Annotated in this window: 11 protein-coding genes; 5 read left to right on the top strand and 6 right to left on the bottom strand. The window is 49.1% G+C overall.

All coding sequences use genetic code 11. The features are described from left to right. Positions 1–239: 239 nt before the first annotated feature. The 3 genes from S7335_RS00890 to S7335_RS00885 form a co-directional block, all read right to left on the bottom strand. Positions 240–2261, bottom strand: coding sequence for an ABC transporter ATP-binding protein/permease (locus S7335_RS00890; RefSeq protein WP_006455856.1), 2022 nt, complete (start codon positions 2259–2261; stop codon positions 240–242). Positions 2262–2474: 213 nt separating this feature from the next. Then, positions 2475–2648, bottom strand: a complete 174-nt coding sequence (locus tag S7335_RS27590) for a hypothetical protein (protein WP_006456128.1) — start codon at positions 2646–2648, stop codon at positions 2475–2477. Between the two features lie 36 nt (positions 2649–2684). After that, the gene (locus tag S7335_RS00885; RefSeq protein ID WP_006457600.1) at positions 2685–3710 is read right to left on the bottom strand and encodes a DUF6492 family protein; all 1026 of its coding nucleotides are present in this window, start codon (positions 3708–3710) and stop codon (positions 2685–2687) included. Between the two features lie 393 nt (positions 3711–4103). Here S7335_RS00885 and S7335_RS00880 point away from each other — a divergent pair, with 393 nt between their 5' ends. After that, positions 4104–4616 (top strand): DUF1993 domain-containing protein, encoded by a 513-nt coding sequence (locus S7335_RS00880; protein WP_006457046.1) that lies wholly within the window; start codon positions 4104–4106, stop codon positions 4614–4616. 143 nt (positions 4617–4759) lie between these two features. On the opposite strand, the gene pflA is transcribed toward S7335_RS00880, so the two are convergent. Next, positions 4760–5545, bottom strand: a complete 786-nt coding sequence (pflA, locus tag S7335_RS00875) for a pyruvate formate-lyase-activating protein (protein ID WP_006457354.1) — start codon at positions 5543–5545, stop codon at positions 4760–4762. Next, positions 5532–7808 (bottom strand): formate C-acetyltransferase, encoded by a 2277-nt coding sequence (gene pflB / locus S7335_RS00870; RefSeq protein ID WP_006454728.1) that lies wholly within the window; start codon positions 7806–7808, stop codon positions 5532–5534. Before pflB ends, pflA begins: the two co-directional genes overlap by 14 nt. A 1102-nt stretch (positions 7809–8910) precedes the next feature. Here pflB and nifJ point away from each other — a divergent pair. Both nifJ and S7335_RS00860 read left to right on the top strand, forming a co-directional pair. Beyond that, positions 8911–12561: a pyruvate:ferredoxin (flavodoxin) oxidoreductase gene (gene nifJ / locus S7335_RS00865; protein ID WP_006453655.1), complete on the top strand. Its 3651-nt coding sequence runs from the start codon at positions 8911–8913 to the stop codon at positions 12559–12561. A 58-nt stretch (positions 12562–12619) separates the two neighbouring features. After that, the gene (locus tag S7335_RS00860) at positions 12620–13672 is read left to right on the top strand and encodes a dihydroorotate dehydrogenase-like protein (protein ID WP_006453727.1); all 1053 of its coding nucleotides are present in this window, start codon (positions 12620–12622) and stop codon (positions 13670–13672) included. 212 nt (positions 13673–13884) lie between these two features. Here the strand turns inward: S7335_RS00860 and adhE are convergent, their stop codons facing one another. Continuing rightward, positions 13885–16623, bottom strand: coding sequence for a bifunctional acetaldehyde-CoA/alcohol dehydrogenase (gene adhE, locus S7335_RS00855; protein ID WP_006456695.1), 2739 nt, complete (start codon positions 16621–16623; stop codon positions 13885–13887). A 901-nt stretch (positions 16624–17524) separates the two neighbouring features. Here adhE and S7335_RS00850 point away from each other — a divergent pair. After that, positions 17525–20305 (top strand): bifunctional acetate--CoA ligase family protein/GNAT family N-acetyltransferase, encoded by a 2781-nt coding sequence (locus S7335_RS00850; protein ID WP_006455386.1) that lies wholly within the window; start codon positions 17525–17527, stop codon positions 20303–20305. Between the two features lie 121 nt (positions 20306–20426). Further along, positions 20427–21520, top strand: a 1094-nt coding sequence (locus S7335_RS00845; protein WP_255346445.1) for an alpha-amylase family glycosyl hydrolase, incomplete at its 3' end; no start/stop codon positions are given.

Genomic DNA, 21520 nt, shown 5'->3' with positions numbered 1-21520 from the left:
CTTTATCTCATAACACGTCATAGTAAACAGGAAAAAGTACTCTTTTGACTTATGTCATGCTTTTCTCACGCTTTTCCTACCGGATTGCATTTGAAGGTTCGGCCTTAGTGCATGCTCGCGCTACGCCCTTGTTTTTGGGCATTCACATTTCTCAATGGATTATTGACGCCACCTTGAGTCGAGACGAAGGCGCTGCCAACGTGTCACATGGGAGGGAAATTAGCGTGCTTTCATTATTTTTAAGCGCTATTAGACACCGATGTTGCCTTTTGACGATAGCCAGCTGCCGAGTATATTTTCCAGGCTGAATTGGAATCTAGTTCTAGTACCTTATGGTGGTAGTCCAGAAGTGAGGGCCGGTGACCGACGCTTACATAGACAGACTGCATTTCTGCTAGCAAGTCGTAGAGATATCGCTCATTATCGATATCCAGGGCGCTAGTCGCCTCGTCCATCATGGCGTAGGCAGGCTGCGATAGCAGTATCCGCGCGAACGCTAGTCGCTGTTGTTGCCCCAAAGACAAGACGCTAGACCAGTCATAGATGGTATCCCAGCCGCCAAAGCGCTTAGGTAAATCGCTCAGGTTCACCTGGTTCAAGGTATTGGCCAACGTTTTATCGGAATGTTTGTAATTGTAGGGATATATGAGCTGCTCTCGCAGGGTTCCTAGCAGCATGTAAGGGCGCTGGGGCAAAAACAACATCTCTTTAGCCTCAGGCCGTGTAATCTGGCCTTTGCCATTGGTCCATAGGCCCGCGATCGCTCTTAGCAAGGAACTTTTACCGCAACCACTTGCCCCTACAATTAGCAGGCGATCACGAGGCTCAATCTGTAAAGATAAATCCTTCACCAGCGTTTGTTCTGAATTAGGCGTGAGAATAGTCAGCTCATTTAATGAAAACTGAGGTGACACTTCTGTCTTGATCTCATGTTGATGCTTACGCTTTTGGGGCAAGGCTGGATCATCCATGCGCTCATAAAAATCCCCGAGTCGGTTAATGCTGGCGGCGAATTCAGCAATTTGTTCAATGCGGTTCGTAATGAGTGATAGCGCGCTTAGAACCTGTGAGAACGCGATTGAAGCCTGCGTAAAGGTGCCAAAATCGGTATCGCCTGCAAAGTATAGCGGCGCAACAATCACGTAAGGAACAATGCGGGTGAAGTAGTTATAGCCATACTGGAACAGATCAATCAGCGATCGCCAAATAATCAACAAATCAAAATTACGAATGGCGGTGAGTAAACGCTGACTAACCTGTTGACGCTCTGGCCCTTCACCGCGATAAAAGGCAATCGATTCGGCATTGTCTCTCACATGCACCATACCGTAGCGAAAATCGGCCTCCAACCGGAGCTGATCATAGTTGATTTTGATCAGCTTTCGTCCGGCGATCGCAGCCACCAGCGTACCAACCGTTGCATAAATAAGGAGTCCAACGGTCAGCGTTTTAGAAATGGTGTAAAGGATGGCGGTAAATGAAATGAGCGTCAATACAGAATCTAAAATATCGAGCAAAAACGACAGCGTCACTTCTGTAAAAGATTTGATGTCTTGAGTAATCCGCTGGTCGGGATTGTCAATTTCTGTATTTGCAGAGTTGGAGTCCAGCTCATAATAAGAACGATTTGCAAAGTAACGCTCTAAAAAGTGCTCGGTCAACCATTTGCGCCACCGCAGCGCCAGTTTAAGTCTGACGTAGCGGTAGAGCACCAATAGCGGAATGGCACCGATGATAATCCCGGCGTAGACAAACAAAAATTGCCAAAAGGTATCGGTCTCTCGCTGATTCAGCGCGGTATCAACAAACCGAAAGACATAGCTAATCGAGACGTTGATGCCATTTACAGTGAAGGAAAGTAACAGCAGTAACCCCAGCATGGCCCATTGAATCGCTCGTTCTCTAAGCAGCCTTCGCAGCCTGTAAACAACGAGACCCACGATAGCTAGAGCGGCGATCGCTCCATAGGGCGCCCAAGATGCTAGCAGCCCATTCACACGCTCAACCAGCTGCCCAGCTACATTAGAGAAAAAAGCGGGAAATATGGCTCTCCCGGCAAAAGTAAGCCCCACTGTCAGCCAAAAGGCGACGGCAACGACGGCGACTAGCAGCAGCAGCAATAAGCCCAAATACACCCTTGTAAGGCGGTGACTAATTGGGAAAAAATAGGGCTGGGCAATGGTAATAAAGCGTTGCCACAGCTGGCGATCAAATCGAAAACGAGATTCACGCTTGGCGCTAGAGACAGAAGGTGTTGACATAGATTTCAGATAACGGCAACAAACTTGAATGAAATTTTCAAATTGGATGCATCATCTTAAGCACAATCCTTGCCAAATTAGATTAAAAGTAGCTCATACAATCACAATCTATCGCTGTTCGCTCAAGAATTGATTGTCCTGACTAACCGGGCGGAAGCAATAGCAGTTTCCTCTTTCAAAAACGAGCAGCCAAAAACGAGCAGCATCTTCAGCTTACGAGATTGCTTCGTTACCTCTGCCAAAGAATGCCGGAAAAGGCTTGGGAGTAGTGAGCGCTTTTTGGCTCGCAGGGCGGGCATCAATGCGCTCAAACCAGGCGTTTGAGTTATTCAAATTCTCTACCGAAACCTTGGCTCCAAAAGACTTAGACGCGTTGCCCGCTGCCATCTTCTAGCATCGAACTCACGTCCTTGCTCGTATCGTTTAGGTGATGGAGGATGGTTCTACTCTGCGTGGATTCCATCGTGATCGCGATTCTTCAATGTGCATCGTCTTCTCATTTTTCTTCAGGTGGCGAGGACTGCTTTCAAAAGATAATGAAGAAGGCAGCGCATCAGCACCATAAGCCACCCGAATAAAATCATCGACTTCGCGATACGAGGGAAACAGATCATCGTCGATGGGTCTGGCTTGCTCTATCAGATAATCTCGCAGAGCAGTGAAAAAGAGTCCCGTCCCATCATCAAAAAAGCGTTCCGTGGTAGCGCCGTACAGCTCATAAGGATGAAAGGACAGATCCTCAGAAGCCTGATTAGCGACCCAAGAGGAATAGCACCAGTATTCGCCAAAAGTGCCAAACTGATTAGCCGATCGCATCATCAGGCAGAGCCAATGATCTTTAGCATCAAAATACTGATTGATGCGCTGGCCAAAAGACTTTAGATGCTCCTGCTTAAACCACATATGGTGAGCGGTAAAGGTGGCCACCGGATCCGTCACAGCCGGGACGCCTAGTACTTCATTAATCCAAGTTTTCCATTTAGAGACAATGCTGGCATTGCCCCAGCCGTTGTGCTGAAGCAGGGCAAAGGTATGCTTTAATCTGCCTGCGGCTGTGGTCAAGATAGGCCAGGTAGCTACTGGCAGCAGATCGCTATCCCAAACAAGATACCACTCACTTAAGCCAGCAATTCCCTCAAACGCTCCTAACTTGAGCAGCTGCTGGTAAAACCAACCGGGAGTATAGAGCGATTTTCCTAGATCAAGCTCCCCGCAGATGGATTCCTTAGTTAACCCCAACGGTTGAAAAAAGTCTTCCTCCGCATGGATTTCTAGAGGAGCAATGGCTCTATCTTTAGCTGTTTCTGCTAGGATTTCTACCTCCTTTGCGGGGGTAATGACGTGGATGGTTCGAGGAGAATAGTGATGCGTTAGTCCCTCTAGCACTACACAGGTATTCCACCTGACTTTGAAAAGAGGCATAACAACGTCAAATATCTCTTGTGCCATGATGAAGTCTCTACTTATAGCTTTGGTCACTTAGCTTACGGCATAGTCATTGGCTATAACCCTTGTGTTTCAACCGGCTAAGTGACTCGCAATGCACGTAGGCTTTGCCTTCTCGCAGAGTATGCATCCGCACATTGCTATAGAAGCCAGTAAGCAGTTCTGCTGGGATCTCCTCGATGGAGGATATAGGTTTGGGAACACTTTGTTTCGCTGTCTATAGGGTTTCTTAGTTGAGCAAGATAGCATGCGATAGCTCAAGAAAGCTCCACAACCTACTTTTGATAGCAACAGTATAGTCGTAAGCGTTTGATGCATTATCTGGCTGCATTGATAGAAGCAACTACGCTGTCCGGTTGTAAAGTGACATCAGCTAAGTCTTGGGGGATCTATAGAATGCAGAGTAGGAAGATCATAGAGTCAACTAAAACTATCTTCGACAGCCGTCTGACAACGCTTAAACATCTCTTACAGGTGGCTCAGACTCATTTTGGGGATGAATCGTTTCTTCAAAAGCGAATTACGGCAGATATGCTCCCTTTTGGTACGCAGATTGCCTTTACCTGCAATCAGCCGCGTAACTTTGCGCTGTGGTGTGAAGGTAAGCCAATGGATAATCTAAATCCAGATGTTCCCTCCTGCGTGCAGGCATATGAACATATCACAAACACCCAAGCGTTGCTTTCAGGTATCAGAGTTGAAGATGCACAGCTAGATGAGCTTGCCCGCATTGAGTTAGGACAAGGAGCCTATATTGAGCTACCAGGTAACGCTTACATCAATGAGTTTCTCGTACCAAACTTCTATTTCCACTTGGTTACGGCCTATGACATTCTTCGTATGGCAGGTGTAGATATCGGGAAACGAGATTATATGATGCATCTAGTGCCCTTTATCAAGAAAGCCTAATGCCTAAACTAGATCAAACTCTATCGCTTTCTCTTACCCTTATTCCTCACCTAGCCACTGGGGAATATAGAGGAATATAGAACTCTTTAAGAGAATCGTACTTGTGCCTGATATTCCTAATCACGTAGACGAGGCGATCGCCGTTATTGCGCGCTCAAGCCATGCTGAGCAAATATATCGATGGCCTGCTGAATCTGCTCGGCGGTGGGCGTAGGCGTGTCCTTCAGCAGATACTTGTAACCCATCATTTCCCACTTGTAGGCGGCCATCTGATGAAAGGGTAAAATATCTACTCTTTCAACGGAACTGAGGCTACTAGCAAACTGTGCGACGCCTGCCACATTCGCCGGTGCGTCGGTTAACCCAGGCACTAGCACAAAGCGAATCCACATAGGTTTATGAATCTCACTCAGATGCTTCGCAAAGCGTAATGTCGGCTCAAGGGCTACTTGCGTCACTTGGTGATATGTTTTCGGATCAGAAGACTTAATATCTAGCAGAACAAGATCGGTATAGTCTAGAACAGGCTTTGATCGCTCAAAATCAGGATACCCGGAAGTATCTAACGCGGTATGAATTCCCTCGGCTTGACATTGCTGAAAGATTTCTCTAACAAACTCAGGCTGTAGCAGCGGCTCTCCGCCTGAAACCGTCACTCCGCCCCCAGAAGAGTGCATATAGGTACGATACTGTTTGATCTCTTGAATTAACGCCTCCACTGTCACTGCTTTTCCGCCGTGAGGGTCACGGGTATCTGGGTTGTGACAATACTGGCATCGCAGACGACAGCCTTGAGTGAAAATCACAAACCGAATACCCGGCCCATCTACGGTGCCACAGGTTTCGACGGAATGAATTCGACCGCTTTGACCATCCAAACGGGAGTCTGAGTGAGAATCCGAATGAGAGTCTTGATTAGAACCGTTCATGGAACGTCCGGCTGATCACATCGAGCTGCTGTTCGCGGGTGAGCTTAATAAAGTTTACTGCGTAGCCAGAAACTCGAATAGTGAGCTGCGGATATTCCTCTGGGTGATCCATTGCATCTAGCAAAGTGTCTCGATTGAGCACGTTGATGTTGATGTGGTGGCCAGTGTTGTGGAAGTAGCCGTCTAGTAGGCCAACTAGGTTGTTCACCTGGTCTTCGCTTTGTTTGCCTAACGCCTGGGGCACGATTGAGAAAGTAAAAGAGATACCATCTTGGGCGTCTTCATAAGGGAGTTTGGCAACAGATTCGCAGGCGGCGATCGCACCCTTCGTATCCCGCCCATGCATAGGATTCGCGCCTGGTCCAAAGGGCTCACCCGCTTTGCGACCGTCGGGCGTATTGCCCGTTTTCTTGCCATAAACGACGTTAGACGTAATGGTCAAAATCGACTGAGTGGGCGTAGCGTTTCGATAGGTTTGGCACTTACGAATCTTGTTCATAAAGCGAGTAACCACATCGGCAGTAATGCTATCAACGCGATTATCGTTGTTGCCAAACTTCGGATAGTCGCCTTCAATCTCGTAATCGACGGCTAATCCGTCTTCATTACGCAACACTTTCACGCTGCTGTGCTTGATGGCCGAGAGCGCATCGCCCACTACAGAAAGTCCAGCAATACCGCAAGCCATTGTGCGGAACACTTCTGGATCGTGCAGCGCCATTTCTAGCCGCTCATAGCAGTATTTGTCGTGCATGAAGTGAATTACGTTGAGCGTGTTCACATACAGGTTGGCCAGCCAGTCAAGGGTAGGATCAAACTTCGCCATTACCTCGTCATAGTCGAGAGTGTCTGTGGTAATCGGCTCAGTGACTGGCGCGACCTGTTGGCCAGCTTTTTCGTCCTTGCCGCCATTAATCGCATACAGCAGTGCCTTGGCAAGATTCACCCTAGCGCCAAAGAACTGCATTTGCTTACCAATACGCATGGCCGACACGCAGCAGGCAATGCCATAGTCGTCGCCATATAGCGGGCGCATCAGATCGTCGTTTTCGTACTGAATGGAGCTAGTGTCAATCGAGACTTGAGCGCAGAACTGTTTGAAAGCTTTGGGCATTTGCTCCGACCATAGTACTGTCAGGTTCGGCTCAGGTGCTGGCCCTAGGTTGTAGAGGGTTTGCAAGAATCGGAAGCTGGACTTGCTTACCAGTGGTCTGCCATCTTCACCAACCCCACCAATGGATTCGGTTACCCATACCGGATCTCCCGAGAAGAGTTCGTTATAAGCTGGGGCACGTAGGAATCTCACCATGCGTAGCTTAATCACCAGATCATCGATCAGCTCTTGCGCGGCTGATTCTGTGAGGATGCCATTGGCCAAGTCGCGCTCGATATAGATATCGAGGAAGGTGGAAGTGCGACCAAACGACATTGCCGCGCCGTTTTGTTCTTTAATCGCGCCGAGATAGCCAAAATATGTCCACTGGATCGCTTCTTTGGCGTTTGTGGCCGGCCGGCTAATGTCTTGGCCGTACTTGGCAGCCATCGCCTGCAGCTCTTTAAGAGCACGAATTTGTTCGTTGATTTCTTCGCGATCGCGGATCACCGCTTCAGACATGGTGGCCGCGTTGGTTGCAGCTAGCGCTGCCTGCTTGTCGGCCACTAGTCGGTCAATACCATAGAGGGCAACGCGCCGATAATCACCAATGATTCGACCTCGACCATAGGCATCGGGCAAGCCAGTGATAATCCCAACGTGCCGCGCAGCACGCATCTCAGGCGTGTAGGCATCAAACACGCCGTCGTTGTGCGTTTTGCGGTATTTGGTGAAAATCTCGTGGAGAGCAGGATCAATCTCATAGCCATAGGCTTCCAGCGACTTTTCCACCACGCGAATGCCACCTAAGGGCATGATGGCTCGCTTCAAGGGCTTGTCTGTTTGCAGTCCGACAATCTCTTCTAAACCTGCATCGACGAAGCCTGCTTCATGTGCCGTGATACCTGTAGGCACTGCGGTATCGGTATCTAAAATACCTTGCTCGCGTTCTTGCTTCATCAGCACCGACACCTGTGCCCAGAGCTGCTGAGTCCGGGGGGTAGCTTCTGCAAGAAATGTGCGATCGCCCTCATACGGACGATAATTTAGCTGGATGAAATCGCGCACAGCAATTTGCTCGCACCAGGCGCCTGCGGCAAACCCATCCCATGCTTGCTGTGAAGTTGTTGCCTGAGTTTGAACTAAGGGTCTTAGAGGAGTTGCAACCATAAAACACCTGCCTAATTAACAATCGTTAAAAACTTTTGTATATTCAATAATCCTGGCCACACAGTACTTTTCTTCAGAAGCTGCTCAATTCGTCATTCGAGAACTGTATATCAAGCAATTGTATTCCAAGAACTGTGTATTCAGGGCGCTGTTATCTTGAAAAAATGTGATTTAAACAACAGCTTCTGCTTCTGACTTTAGTCTTAACATTATCTTCTGTTTTTATGTCAGCCATTTCTCAGAAATATCCTAAGAAGTTATTCACGATTTCTAGAAACAGAATAGATTTTCATCTATTGTAAACTCAATGGAAAATACCAACTCATTGCTTATCCCAATTTGGTGATCTCGAATATCAAACACTCAACTCAGAATCTGAGAAACAAATTTTATAAAACTGGCCCTTTAAAGCTGGCCTTACAAAACTGGCTCTGTGAAACTTGGATGCATTTCAATCAGCAGTCTAGCAGAGCAGAATGGTTTAGCCCTCCGAGATAAGTTAAGTAACGCTGACTTATCAAAGAAATTCTTCTGCTAAGAGCTGTAGAGTTGATAGTTTTCTACCCTCAACTCTACAGCTCCTAGCCCTATAGTCCTAAGCGCTACAGAAACAACCTCATCAATGTTTGCGTATTTGTTTGATGTTTGTTGTGTGTTTGTATCATGGCACTAAGCCACTAAGCGGCTTGTACTTTTCTAGGAATTTTCTTTGATAAATAGAATGTTTAGAAACAGGATATTTGAGCGCGAAAGTATTTGAGTCGCGTCAGCCGCTTCTAAAAGCCTCTTTAAGTAAAGAGCAACAGATGTTTAAAACCGTTACTAAAACGACAGATAAACGCGCTAGCTACTTATAGCATATGGAGATTATCAGAAAGTATGCTGAGCGTTGTTATGGTGACGGTGGTGCGCTGAGTGGAAAGGGCTCACCTTGCCAGCACCATTCGATAGGTCAAGTCTTGCCAAAGTGATTTTTCGAACCTGTGTGTTTGGAACCTATGTGCTCGTGATTGTTGTCATGGGTTGTTACCCTCAGCATTTTGAATGAAGCAGAATCTCAGCAAACAAGACAAGAACTCACTCAATTGGAGGCGCTGTCATCATGAAAACTCGCCAATTTGCAACATTAGATGGTAACGAAGCGGTAGCTCGGGTAGCCTACCGTCTAAATGAGGTGGTAGCGATTTATCCAATCACGCCGTCTTCTCCCATGGCAGAGTGGGCTGATGCTTGGTCTACCATGGAACAACCTAATTTGTGGGGAAGTGTGCCGACCATTGTGCAACTGCAAAGTGAGGCAGGGGTAGCGGGTGCTCTCCATGGTTCATTGCAGGCGGGGGCGGTAACTACAACATTTACAGCGTCTCAGGGATTGTTGTTAATGCTTCCCAATCTCTACAAGATTGCCGGAGAACTCTCTCCTACAGCCATCCACATTGCGGCCCGCTCAGTGGCAGCCCAGGCCCTGTCTATTTTCGGCGATCATAGCGATGTGATGGCCACGCGGATGACGGGTTGTGCGCTGCTGTGTTCAGCGTCGGTACAAGAAGCTCACGATTTGGCCGCGATCGCCACCCGCGCCACTTTTGATACCCGCATTCCTTTCCTCCATTTCTTTGACGGTTTCCGCACTTCTCACGAGGTGCAAAAGATCGAGCTGCTTAAGGACGAAGATCTACGCGCCCTACTAGATCCCTCTGGTATGTTGGCTCACCGGGAGCGAGCACTCACACCCGACCGGCCCGTACTGCGAGGGACCGCTCAAAACCCAGACGTGTTTTTTCAGGCACGCGAAACGGTCAATCCCTTCTATGCGCACTGTCCAGCCAAGGTTCAGGCTGCCATGGATGACTTTAACCGAATCACGAGCCGGTGCTATAAATTGTTTGACTACCATGGCCATCCCCAGGCCGAACAGGTGGTCATACTGATGGGTTCTGGCTGCGAGACTGTCCATGAAACAGTGGACTATCTGGTAGCGAAAGGAGAAAAAGTTGGTGTCATAAAGGTACGACTGTATCGCCCCTGGAGTGCCGAATCTTTCATCGCTTCGCTACCGGCGTCAGTTCAGACACTAGCAGTGCTAGATCGCACTAAGGAACCCGGTAGTTTAGGAGAACCTCTCTACCAGGATGTGGTTAATACTCTGGTAGAACAGGGTCGGCTGGACATTCGGGTGGTTGGAGGTCGCTACGGTCTTTCCTCAAAGGAATTTACCCCGGCTATGGTCAAAGCAGTTTTTGATAACCTAGCCCAGGCCAAACCCAAAAATCACTTTACGGTCGGCATTATCGATGATGTCTCTCATACCTCTTTGACGGTTGATCCTGAGTTCACCATTGAGCCTGATTCTGTCGTGAGAGCTATCTTTTATGGTTTAGGCTCCGATGGCACGGTCGGGGCCAACAAAAACTCTATCAAAATCATTGGCGGCAACACTGACAATTACGCTCAGGGCTATTTTGTTTACGATTCTAAAAAGTCCGGCTCTGTCACCGTTTCCCATCTACGCTTTGGTCCCGATCCGATTCGCTCTACCTATCTGGTGGAACAGGCTAATTTTGTTGCCTGTCACCAGTGGGAATTTGTCGATAAGTATGAGGTGCTCAGTGCGGCCAAACAGGGGGCAACGGTATTGTTTAACAGTCCGTTTAGCCCGGTGGAAACCTGGCGGCGCTTACCGACTCAGCTCCAGGAGATTATTCAAGCAAAACAGCTGCGAGTATACGGCATTGATGGTGCCAAAGTAGCCCGTGAAGCTGGTATGAAGGGCCGCATCAATACGGTGATGCAGGTTTGTTTCTTTGCCTTGGCGAACGTGCTGCCCCAAGAGGAGTCCATTGAGCAGATTAAAAAGTCTATTCACAAGACCTACGGCAAAAAAGGAAAAGCTGTGGTGGAGATGAACCTGCAGGCAGTGGATCGCACCTTGGAAAATCTCTTTGAAGTGCCTACTGGAACTCAGCTAGAACCAGCGACCGTAGGAGTTGTGGCAGCAAAGAGTATCTCTAAAGAGAGTGGCTCTACTGGTGTCTCTGATGCTTTATCTGCTAGATTCTCTACGGCGATGGCTTCTGCTCCTGCTTTTGTGCGGGATGTGTTGGGTCCGATGATGGCCCGCCACGGTGACGATCTGCCCGTCAGTGCCTTGCCCTGCGATGGCACCTATCCTACGGGCACCACCCAGTGGGAAAAACGCAATGTGGCGGCGGAGATTCCGGTCTGGGATCCGGATGTGTGTGTCCAATGTGGCAAATGCGTGATGGTATGTCCCCACAGCGTGATTCGAGCCAAGGTATATGAACCCGAACAGCTCGCATCCGCTCCGGACAGCTTCAAAAGCACCTCTGCTCGAGATCGGGCCTGGTCCGACCTGCAGTTTACGATTCAGGTGGCAGCTGAAGACTGCACCGGCTGTGCAATCTGCATTGATGTGTGTCCTGCCAAAAACAAATTGGAACCCAAACGCAAAGCGATTAACATGGAGCCCCAGCTACCTTTGCGGGAGCAAGAGCGAAAAAATTGGGACTTTTTCCTCGAATTGCCCAATCCCGATCGCCAGCAGCTAAACCTGAAGAAGATTGGCCAGCAGCAGCTGCAGGAGCCCTTATTCGAGTTCTCTGGAGCCTGTGCTGGCTGTGGCGAAACCCCCTATATTAAGCTGGCCACTCAGTTGTTTGGCGATCGCATGTTAGTGGCTAATGCCACCGGTTGTTCCTCCATCTACGGCGGCAACTTACCCACCACCCCCTGGAGCAAAAATACCAATGGACGAGGGCCTGCTTGGGCTAACTCTCTGTTTGAAGACAACGCCGAGTTTGGTCTGGGGTTTCGCATTGCCATCGATCAACATATTGATCAGGCCATCGGTCTGCTAACTAACCTAGCAGCGTCTGAAGCCTCCCTGCTACCAACAGATTTGGTTCAGGGGCTAATTGGCGCGGCCCAGATGGATGAAGCCGACATCGTAGAACAGCGGCAGCGTGTGGAACAGCTCAAAACCCATCTCTCCCAATGGCGTAACCAAGCAGAGATATCTCCCGTCGTTAGCCGACAGCTGCAAAGTCTTGAGTCCCTAGCAGACTATTTAGTGAAGAAAAGCGTGTGGCTAATTGGAGGTGACGGCTGGGCCTATGATATTGGCTATGGCGGTCTAGATCACGTTATGGCCAGCGGTCGTAACGTGAATATCTTAGTGCTAGATACCGAGGTCTACTCCAATACAGGGGGGCAAATGTCTAAGGCTACTCCTCGAGCCGCCGTCGCCAAATTTGCCGCTGGCGGTAAGCCCGCTCCTAAAAAAGACTTGGGACTGATGGCCATGACCTACGGCAATGTCTATGTGGCCAGCGTCGCTATGGGTGCGCGGGATGAACATACCCTACGAGCGTTTTTGGAGGCGGAATCCTATGAAGGCCCCTCCTTAATCATTGCCTATTCTCACTGTATTGCTCATGGCATTGACATGCAAAAGGGCCTGCAGCAACAGAAAATGGCGGTAGATTCCGGGCGATGGTTGTTGTATCGTTACGATCCCCGCCGCAGCGATTTAGGTGATAGTCCTCTAATGCTAGACTCCCGTACGCCAACGCTGCCAGTGGAAGCCACCATGTATAGCGAAAACCGCTTTAAGATGTTGGCCCGCAGTAATCCTGATGCAGCTAAACAACTACTCAAAGATGCCCAGGTAGATGTCGATAACCGCTGGCAGATGTACCAATACTTAGCAGCTCGGCCTACCCAAACGCAGTAATTCTATACTCAGTCATCCCGTTCGGCACTCCCCGAGCTCAGTCATCTAGAGGTTTTTCATGGACTTAGCAACAACCTATTTAGGCTTAACCTTGAAATCCCCCTTAGTAGTGGGCGCTGCTGCCCCCTTGAGTGAAGAGTTAGAGACTCTCAAACGGCTGGAAGATGCTGGGGCGGCCGCCATTGTTCTCCATTCTGTGTTCGAGGAGCAAATCCATCAAGATTCCTTAGAACTCAACTACCACCTAGAACATGGCACCCATAGCTTTGCCGAGTCGCTTACCTATTTTCCGGAAGCTAATTTCTCTCATGTGGAAGCAGACCACTACCTAGAACACATTCGCAAGGCCAAGGAAAGTTTGGCCATTCCCGTCATCGCCAGTCTTAATGGCTCCTCTATAGGAGGCTGGGTGGACTATGCTCGCGACATGGAGCAGGCAGGGGCTGATGCCATTGAACTCAACATTTACGACATCCCCACCGACCTTGATTGTACCGGGGCTATGGTGGAAGAACAGTATTTGGAGATTGTGCGGTGGGTGAAGGCACAGGTTGACCTGCCAGTGGCAGTCAAACTCAGTCCCTTCTTTAGTAGCACTGCCAATATGGCCAAGCGACTAACGGAGGCGGGAGCTAATGGTCTGGTATTGTTTAATCGGTTTTACCAGCCCGACATTGACATCGAAAACCTAGATGTCAAACCCAATCTACTACTAAGTTCTCCTCATGAACTGCGGCTACCGATGCACTGGATCGCTCTACTCCATGGCCGAATAGAGGTGGATCTAGCGGCCACTAGCGGCATCCAAACCGCCCAGGACGTCGTTCGCCTATTGATGGCGGGGGCTAAGGTCACTCAATTGGTAAGCATTCTATTGCGGCGTGATGTGACTTATTTAGGCCGCATCGAACAGGAGCTAAGCTGTTGGATGGAGGAGTACGAGTACGCTTCTGTGGCCCAGCTACAGGGTACTATGAGCCAGCTAAACTGCCCTAATCCCAGCGCCTTTGAGCGGGTCCAATATATGAAAACCCTACAGACTTATCATCCCGATTGGAAGCTGCGAGAAGAAGCTGTGGAAAGCTCCGAGGCTTCCCGCTCATTCGAGTAGCGAGCCCCTTTCGGGTTCTGTTTTACCCAATCTGCACAGATCATAATTCAACAGACGATTATCTGTGATAGATCAGGAAGAGCGTATGAGGGTGGCTGTCATCTTTATGATGTCGGACCTACTCTCATACGCTCTAGCCGTTGTTCGCTCTCGTTCGCTCTGTCAGATCGTAACCATAAAACGCTTATCTCTTCGGTTGGTAAAACGATTGTTCAAACAACGGTTTTTGCCTCAGATTCTGTTTCTTCTTCAATTGCTTGAAAGCGTTCTGTGAAACCACCTACGACTAAAGGAGAATCTCCTCGGTACGCTTGCACGATGAGCTGTTGCAAGTCGCTGATCAGCGGATAGCGTGGGTTTGCTAGCGTACACTGATCGTCGAAAGCATGATCGGCAATGGCATCTACTTGAGCATAGAACTCATCAGCCGGAATGGTGAGTGCGGCTGAAATTGAAGTTGGAATATCTACCTGCGCCTTGAGCTGCTCGATCGCACCGATTAGTCGATTCACTTTTTCATCATCGGTGGTGCCGCCTAGGTGCAGATGATCGGCAACTTGGGCGTAGCGCCACTTCGCATTCGGATACTTGTACTGCGAGAAGGTAGCCTGTTTGAAGGGCGCATCAGTGGCATTGTATCGAATGACATGAGAGATCATTAGCGCATTTGCCAGTCCATGGGGAATGTGGAAAGTCGCTCCTAGTTGATGTGCCATCGAGTGACAAATGCCTAGGAAGCCGTTGGCGAACGCCAAACCCGCAATGGTAGAGGCGTAGTGCATTTTCTCTCTGGCTTCGGGGTCATTAGCACCATTGCTATAGGCCCGAGGCAGATATTTGAAGATTAGCTGAATCGCTTCTAGTGCCAGCCCGTTAGTGAATTCAGAAGCCATCACAGAGGTATAGACTTCTAGGGCATGGGTAAGCGCATCTACGCCGCCAAAGGCCGTCAGCGACTTTGGCAAGTTCGACACTAGGTCTGGATCAACAATGGCCATGGTCGGCGTTAGAGCGTAGTCGGCCAGCGGATATTTGATGCCAGTTTTGCGGTCAGTGACTACGGCAAACGGCGTAACCTCTGAGCCTGTTCCAGATGTGGTCGGCACCGCTACTAGAATTGCTTTTTCACCCAGCGGTGGCAGCTCGTACACCCGCTTGCGAATATCCATGAATCGCATTGCTAAGCCGTCAAAAGCGATGTCGGGATGCTCGTACATTAGCCACATAATCTTGGCCGCGTCCATCGGCGAACCGCCGCCGATAGCGATGATCACATCTGGCTGAAACTGCTGCATCATCGCCACCCCGCGCTGGACTGTATCCAATGATGGGTCGGGTTCTACGTCATAGAAAATTTGGCTTTTTATGCCGATGCTGCCTAGTGTTTCTTCGACCATGTTGGTCATACCTAGGTCATATAGCGGTTTGTCGGTGACGATGAAGGCTCGTTCGCGATCGCTCAATTCACTCAAAGCGACCGGTAGCGATCCCGACTTGAAGTAGATCTTCGGCGGCACCCGGAACCACAGCATATTCTCTCTTCGCTCGGCCACCGTCTTCACATTCAGCAGGTGGCGCGGTTCCACATTTGCACTCAGCGAGTTACCGCCCCAGCTCCCACAACCCAGTGTCAAAGATGGATCGAGCCTAAAGTTATAAAGGTCGCCAATCGCCCCCTGAGAGGCGGGCGTATTGATCAGCACGCGGCTGGTTTCTACCAGTGATTCAAACTGTTGAATATGGTCAGTATTATCTGGTTTGGTATATAGTACCGCTGTATGGCCACGCCCGGCAAAGGTCACTAGCTTCTGAACTTTGTCTAAACCATCGTCGAAGTCTGTTGCCCGATACATTGCCAAGATCGGTGTTAGTTTCTCGTAGGACAGCGGCTCATCGGGGCCAATCTCTTCAACTTCAGCAATTAGAACGCGAGTATCCTTAGGAACCTGAATGCCCACCATCTTCGCTAAATTAGCCACCGGCTGCCCGACAATCTCTGGATTCAGTCGACCGTTTGATAAGATTTTGTCTGCTAGTCGCTGTTGCTCTTCTGGTGTCGTAAAGTAAGCACCACGGCTCAAGAACTCTTCTTTAATACTTTCATAAACTGTGCTTTCAGCCACCACAGACTGTTCACTGGCACAGATCATGCCGTTATCAAATGTTTTGCTCAGTAGAATTGACGATACTGCTGTTCTTAAATCCGCACTCTCATCGATCAGTGCAGGTGTGTTACCTGCCCCAACGCCTAGAGAAGGATGCCCCGAAGAGTAAGCCGCTTTTACCATGCTAGGACCGCCTGTGGCTAGCACCAAGCTCACTGCGTTATGACTCATCAGTGCTTGAGAAAGTTCTATCGAAGGCTGATCAATCCAGCCAATGATAGAAGCCGGTGCGCCAGCTTTAACGGCTGCTTCCAATACGGTGCGCGCAGCGGCAATAGTACATTCTCTTGCTCTAGGGTGAGGAGAGAGAATAATTGCGTTGCGAGTTTTGAGAGCAATTAAGGTTTTAAAGATGGCTGTAGAGGTTGGATTAGTAACCGGTACAATCCCTGCCAAAATCCCCATTGGCTCAGCGATCTTTTGAATGCCAAACGTAGGATCGGATTCAATAATACCGCAGGTCTTCTCGTGCTTGTATTTGTTGTAGATAATCTCAGAGGCAAAGTGATTCTTAATTACCTTATCTTCTACAACGCCCATACCTGTTTCTGCAACGGCTTGCTTAGCTAAAGGTAGACGGGCTGTGTTGGCAGCAAGCGCAGCCATCTTAAAAATATGATCGACCTGCTCTTGTGAATAGCTAGCATATTCAATCTGGGCAGCCTTCACAGATGAGATGAGCATCTCTAAGGCATCAAGACTATTGACTTTAGCTTGGCTTACCTTAGCCTGACTTGCTGGGGAAGATGCTATTTGAGAAGGTTGGGTTGTAGAAGGATTGATCATAATTCATCGCCTTTGGTTCAGGTATGGCGTCATTAGGGGTTGCAAAAGGCTAGACCTTAAACAGCTAGATCGAAGACTCACAAGCAACAGGAATATATCACTTTGTCTATGTAGCACTTTTTTCTTCGAAATAACCATCTATAGGCACTATAGAGAAAACCGATAGAGAATAAAGTCCTAATCAAAGAGCACTAACTGTGATTAACTAACTGTGATTAATCGGTTCGTGTATACAAGACTACAAAAAGAGCTAGAACGAATTCTTCAAAGACTTCTGTAGGCAGATAAACTACGTACTGACCGTATTCTATAGACCGTATCTTAAAACTTTTGTTCTGTCGTTGAGCAGATCTTAAACCCTGCACTTTGGCTTTACTTTGGCTTTAATGTGTTCAACGATAATCTACACGAGAGAATTTGGATCGCACCGTCTTCTTAAGAATGTCATCAAACAACAATGTCATCAAAACCAAGTCCTGCTTTTGAAATCTTCCGCTAGTATTGGGAGTGGCTTTGCAAATATTATTGATTATTAGGTATGAGGCAGCAACTTTACTCATTGCTTTCTTAGCCTGAGTTCTAGCCTACAAATAAAGCCTAAAGATATCTGGAAAAAACATCTAGATTATTGTTGGTTCTGATTATTGTTGGTGCCTTGTTGAGATATTGGCCCTTCGATAGAGCGCTAATCGAAAGTTGAGCGCTCGTTGGGGCATACGTCTTTTTGGTTAGCGCTATTTCCCGTTCCGTTATACCTTTACGAACTGAAGGTAGAGTTGTTGATTGAAGCAAAGTGATTTATTGACTTTTCTCTATTGATTGACCATCCGATCTTGAATAAGCACATTAGCGTGTTTATAGAGAGTTTTACTGCAAAATCTCCCGATTAGGACGAGACTCAATGACTTCTGTACTATCCCTGCGTTCTGATCCGGCTCACGACGTTCTGCGCACGCGCCGTCAACCGTTAGATGTTTTCTTTAATCCTCAGTCGATTGCGCTAATTGGTGCTACTGATAAACCTACTAGTGTTGGTCGTCGGCTACTGTGGAACCTGATTCGTAATCCTTTTGGCGGAACGGTTTATCCAGTGAATCCTAAACGAGCTAGCGTATTGGGGATCAAAGCTTACCATCGCCTAGGTGATGTGCCAGAATCTGTTGATCTAGCGATTATTGCTGTTCCAGCGCCCGCTGTACCCAGTGTAATTCGAGACTGTGTAGCGGCTGGGGTGAGAGGTGCGATTGTTGTTTCGGCCGGGTTCAAGGAAGTCGGCGCGGTGGGGATCGCTTTAGAAGAAGAGATTTTAAGCTTAGTTAGAGCCTCGGGGATGCGACTGATTGGACCAAACTGTTTGGGCGTGATGAATCCTCATGTCGGGTTTAATGGTACGTTTGCAAGTGCGATCGCAAATCCAGGCAACGTTGGTTTTATCAGTCAAAGCGGCGCCCTCTGCACCTCCATACTAGACTGGAGCTTTAGAGAGAATGTTGGCTTCAGCGCGTTTGTATCTGTGGGCTCGATGCTCGATGTGGGCTGGGGAGATCTGATCAACTATCTAGGTGACGATCCTAAGACCGACAGCATCGTAATCTACATGGAATCGATTGGTAACGCCCGGGCGTTTTTATCGGCTGCACGAGAAGTCGCTTTTACGAAGCCAATTATCGTCATTAAAGCAGGCCGTACTCAGGCTGCCGCCGCCGCTGCTGCTTCACACACCGGCGCGCTGACGGGCAGTGATGAAGTATTAGACGCTGCTTTTCGGCGCTGCGGCGTGCTTCGAGTAGATACGATTGATGATTTGTTTAATCTCTCAGAGATTCTAGCCAAGCAGCCTCGGCCGAAGGGCAACCGCCTCACGATTGTCACGAATGCTGGCGGTCCGGGCGTACTTGCTACCGATGCTCTGATTCGCAACGGCGGTGAGCTCGCAGCGCTCTCTCTTGAAACTCAACAGGCCTTAGACGAGTGTTTGCCCGCTCAGTGGAGTCATCACAATCCGATTGATATCTTAGGGGATGCTACGCCCGAGCGCTATCAGCAGGCACTAGAAGTTGTTGCCAAAGATCCGAATAGCGACGGCTTGCTGGTGATTTTGACTCCTCAGGCCATGACCGATCCACAGCGCACTGCCGAAAAGATTCAGTCGCTGCGACCAGCGGATGGCGGTCCGATGCTAGCTACCTGGATGGGACAAGAAACGGTACAGCCAGGAGAAGATTTACTCAACCAAGCGGGTATTTTTACCCTCTCCTATCCGGACACGGCGGCTCGCATTTTTACGCAAATGTGGCGCTACTCTCGCAATCTGCACAGCCTGTATGAAACGCCGGCATTTGCTCAAGAGATCGCTCAAGCAGAGGTCGCCCAAACCTTGATTGAGCGCGTCCGCCTGGACAACAGAACAATAATGACCGAGATGGAATCTCAGATGGTGCTCAATGCCTATGGGATTCCTACTGTAACTAGCCAAACAGCTACGACGGCGCAAGCCGCAGTCGACTGCGCCCGGTTTATCGGCTATCCGGTGGTAGCGAAGCTGTGGTCACAAACCATCACTCACAAAACAGACGTGGGCGGTGTCTACTTAAATTTGAAAGATGATCAGGCAGTACTGGCGGCCTTTAAATCCATTCAGCAAGCTGTAGCCTCAGTTAGTACAGAACCCGGTGCTTTCCTAGGTGTGACAGTGCAGCCGATGGTGCCCACAGAAGGCTATGAGCTAATTCTAGGCAGCAGTATCGATCCCCAGTTTGGTCCTGTCTTGTTGTTTGGCTTGGGCGGTGAGCTGGTAGAAGTCTTTCAAGATCGGGCCCTGGGTCTACCGCCTCTAAACACGACGCTAGCTCGCCGAATGATGGAGCGCACTCAGATATACAAGGCGCTGCGTGGCGTTCGCGGACGGGCTGCGGTGGACTTAGGCGAATTAGAGCAACTGCTGGTGAGATTTAGCCGTTTGGTGATTGAACAGCCTTGGATCAAAGAAATTGACATCAATCCTTTACGGATAACACCCGTTGATGAGGAATTGGCCGGTCAGGGACATCGCCGCTGTGCGATCGCCCTTGATGCTCGCATCATCTTGCACCCTCCCGATACCCTGCTAGAAGCCTTACCCAAGCCGGCTATTCGCCCCTACCCTCACCAGTACGAGGCTCAGTGGACGCTTAAAACAGGAGAATCTGTCATGATTCGCCCGATTCAGCCAGAGGATGAACCGTTGATTGTGGCGTTTCACCAAACACTTTCTGATGAGAGCGTGTATATGCGCTATGCCCATATGTTTAAGCTGAGCGGACGCACAGCTCATGAGCGGCTAACGCGTATTTGCTTTATAGACTACGACCACGAGATAGCGTTGGTGGTAGAAGCCGGTACAGGAGACAGGCGAGAGATTTTAGCAGTCGGTCGGCTCAGCCAGCTACCCGGAACGCAAATAGTCGAGCTATCGATGCTAGTGAGCGATCGCCACCAGAGTCAGGGCATTGGCAGCCAGCTAATGAAAATGTTAATCACAGTAGCTGAACAAGAAAGTATTGATCAGATTGTGGCCGAAATTTTGCCTGAAAACATTCAAATGCAACAGCTCTGCCGTCGCCATGGCTTCGCTATTGAGCGCCATCGTCTGGGCGATATGGTCACGGCTACTTTGAAGCTACCCTCTAAATCTGCTGTCTAACTCTACCCCTTGGACCTGTGCTAATTCTCTCTTCAAGTCGCGCCGAATGCTCTATTCCGACTTAGTCTCAAAACAGCGCCTCAAAATAAATTTGATCGTTCAGCCTGGGAACAGTTTTCCTTTGGGTGCCACGGTTCGAGAGAATGGTGTGAACTTTTGTCTCTATGCCAAAGATGCTACCGCTGTAGAGCTATTGCTGTTTGATTCGCCAGCGTCGCTTTGGCCCTACAAAACGATTTGGCTAGACCCTGAGAAGAACAAAACGTTTCAGTACTGGCACATCTTTGTAGAAGGGCTGGCGGCTAATCAGGTGTATGCCTATCGGGTCGATGGCCCTTACGCGCCTGAGCGCGGACTAAGGTTCAATCGTAACAAGGTCTTGATAGACCCCTACGCTCGCTTAGTTGTTGGCTGGCCGACCTACTCTCGTCAGGCGGCTAGCACCCCTTTTGACAACTGCCCCCAGGCGCTAAGAAGCGTCGTCGTTGACACTGGGCAATACGATTGGGAGAACGACGTACACCCACAAACGCCCTATGCCGAAACAGTTATCTATGAGCTGCACGTTGGCGGATTTACTCAACATCCTAATTCAGGACTATCGGTTGAAAAGAGAGGCACCTACGCTGGTCTGATCGAAAAGATTCCCTATCTAAAGTCGCTAGGCATCACAGCAGTAGAACTGATGCCTGTACAACAGTTTGACGATAGTGATGCCCCAGCTGGAAAAGAGAACTATTGGGGCTATAGTTCGGTTGCCTTTTTCGCTCCGCACTGGGGCTATAGCGCTAATAAAACCGGCCTTGGCCCCGTGGATGAGTTTCGAGATATGGTCAAAGCCTTGCACAAAGCAGGCATAGAGGTGATTCTAGACGTTGTGTTCAATCACACAGCTGAAGGCAACCACGAGGGACCAACGCTATCATTTCGGGGGCTGAGCAATGAGTCTTACTACATTCTTGAAGACGATAAGGCCCATTACAAGAACTACAGTGGTTGTGGCAACACGCTCAAGACCAGTACGATCAGCAGCTATCTGATTCTCGACTGTCTGCGCTACTGGGTCTTGGAGATGCATGTGGATGGTTTTCGCTTTGATCTTGCATCGGTGCTCTCGCGGGGGATAACGGGCGAACCTCTAGAAATACCGCCGATTCTGTGGCTGATTAATACCGATCCGGCCCTAGCCGGTATCAAGATTATTGCGGAGGCGTG

The organism is Synechococcus sp. PCC 7335 (assembly GCF_000155595.1).
GTDB lineage: Bacteria > Cyanobacteriota > Cyanobacteriia > Phormidesmidales > Phormidesmidaceae > Phormidesmis.
This window is presented reverse-complemented; position numbering and strand designations above follow the sequence as displayed.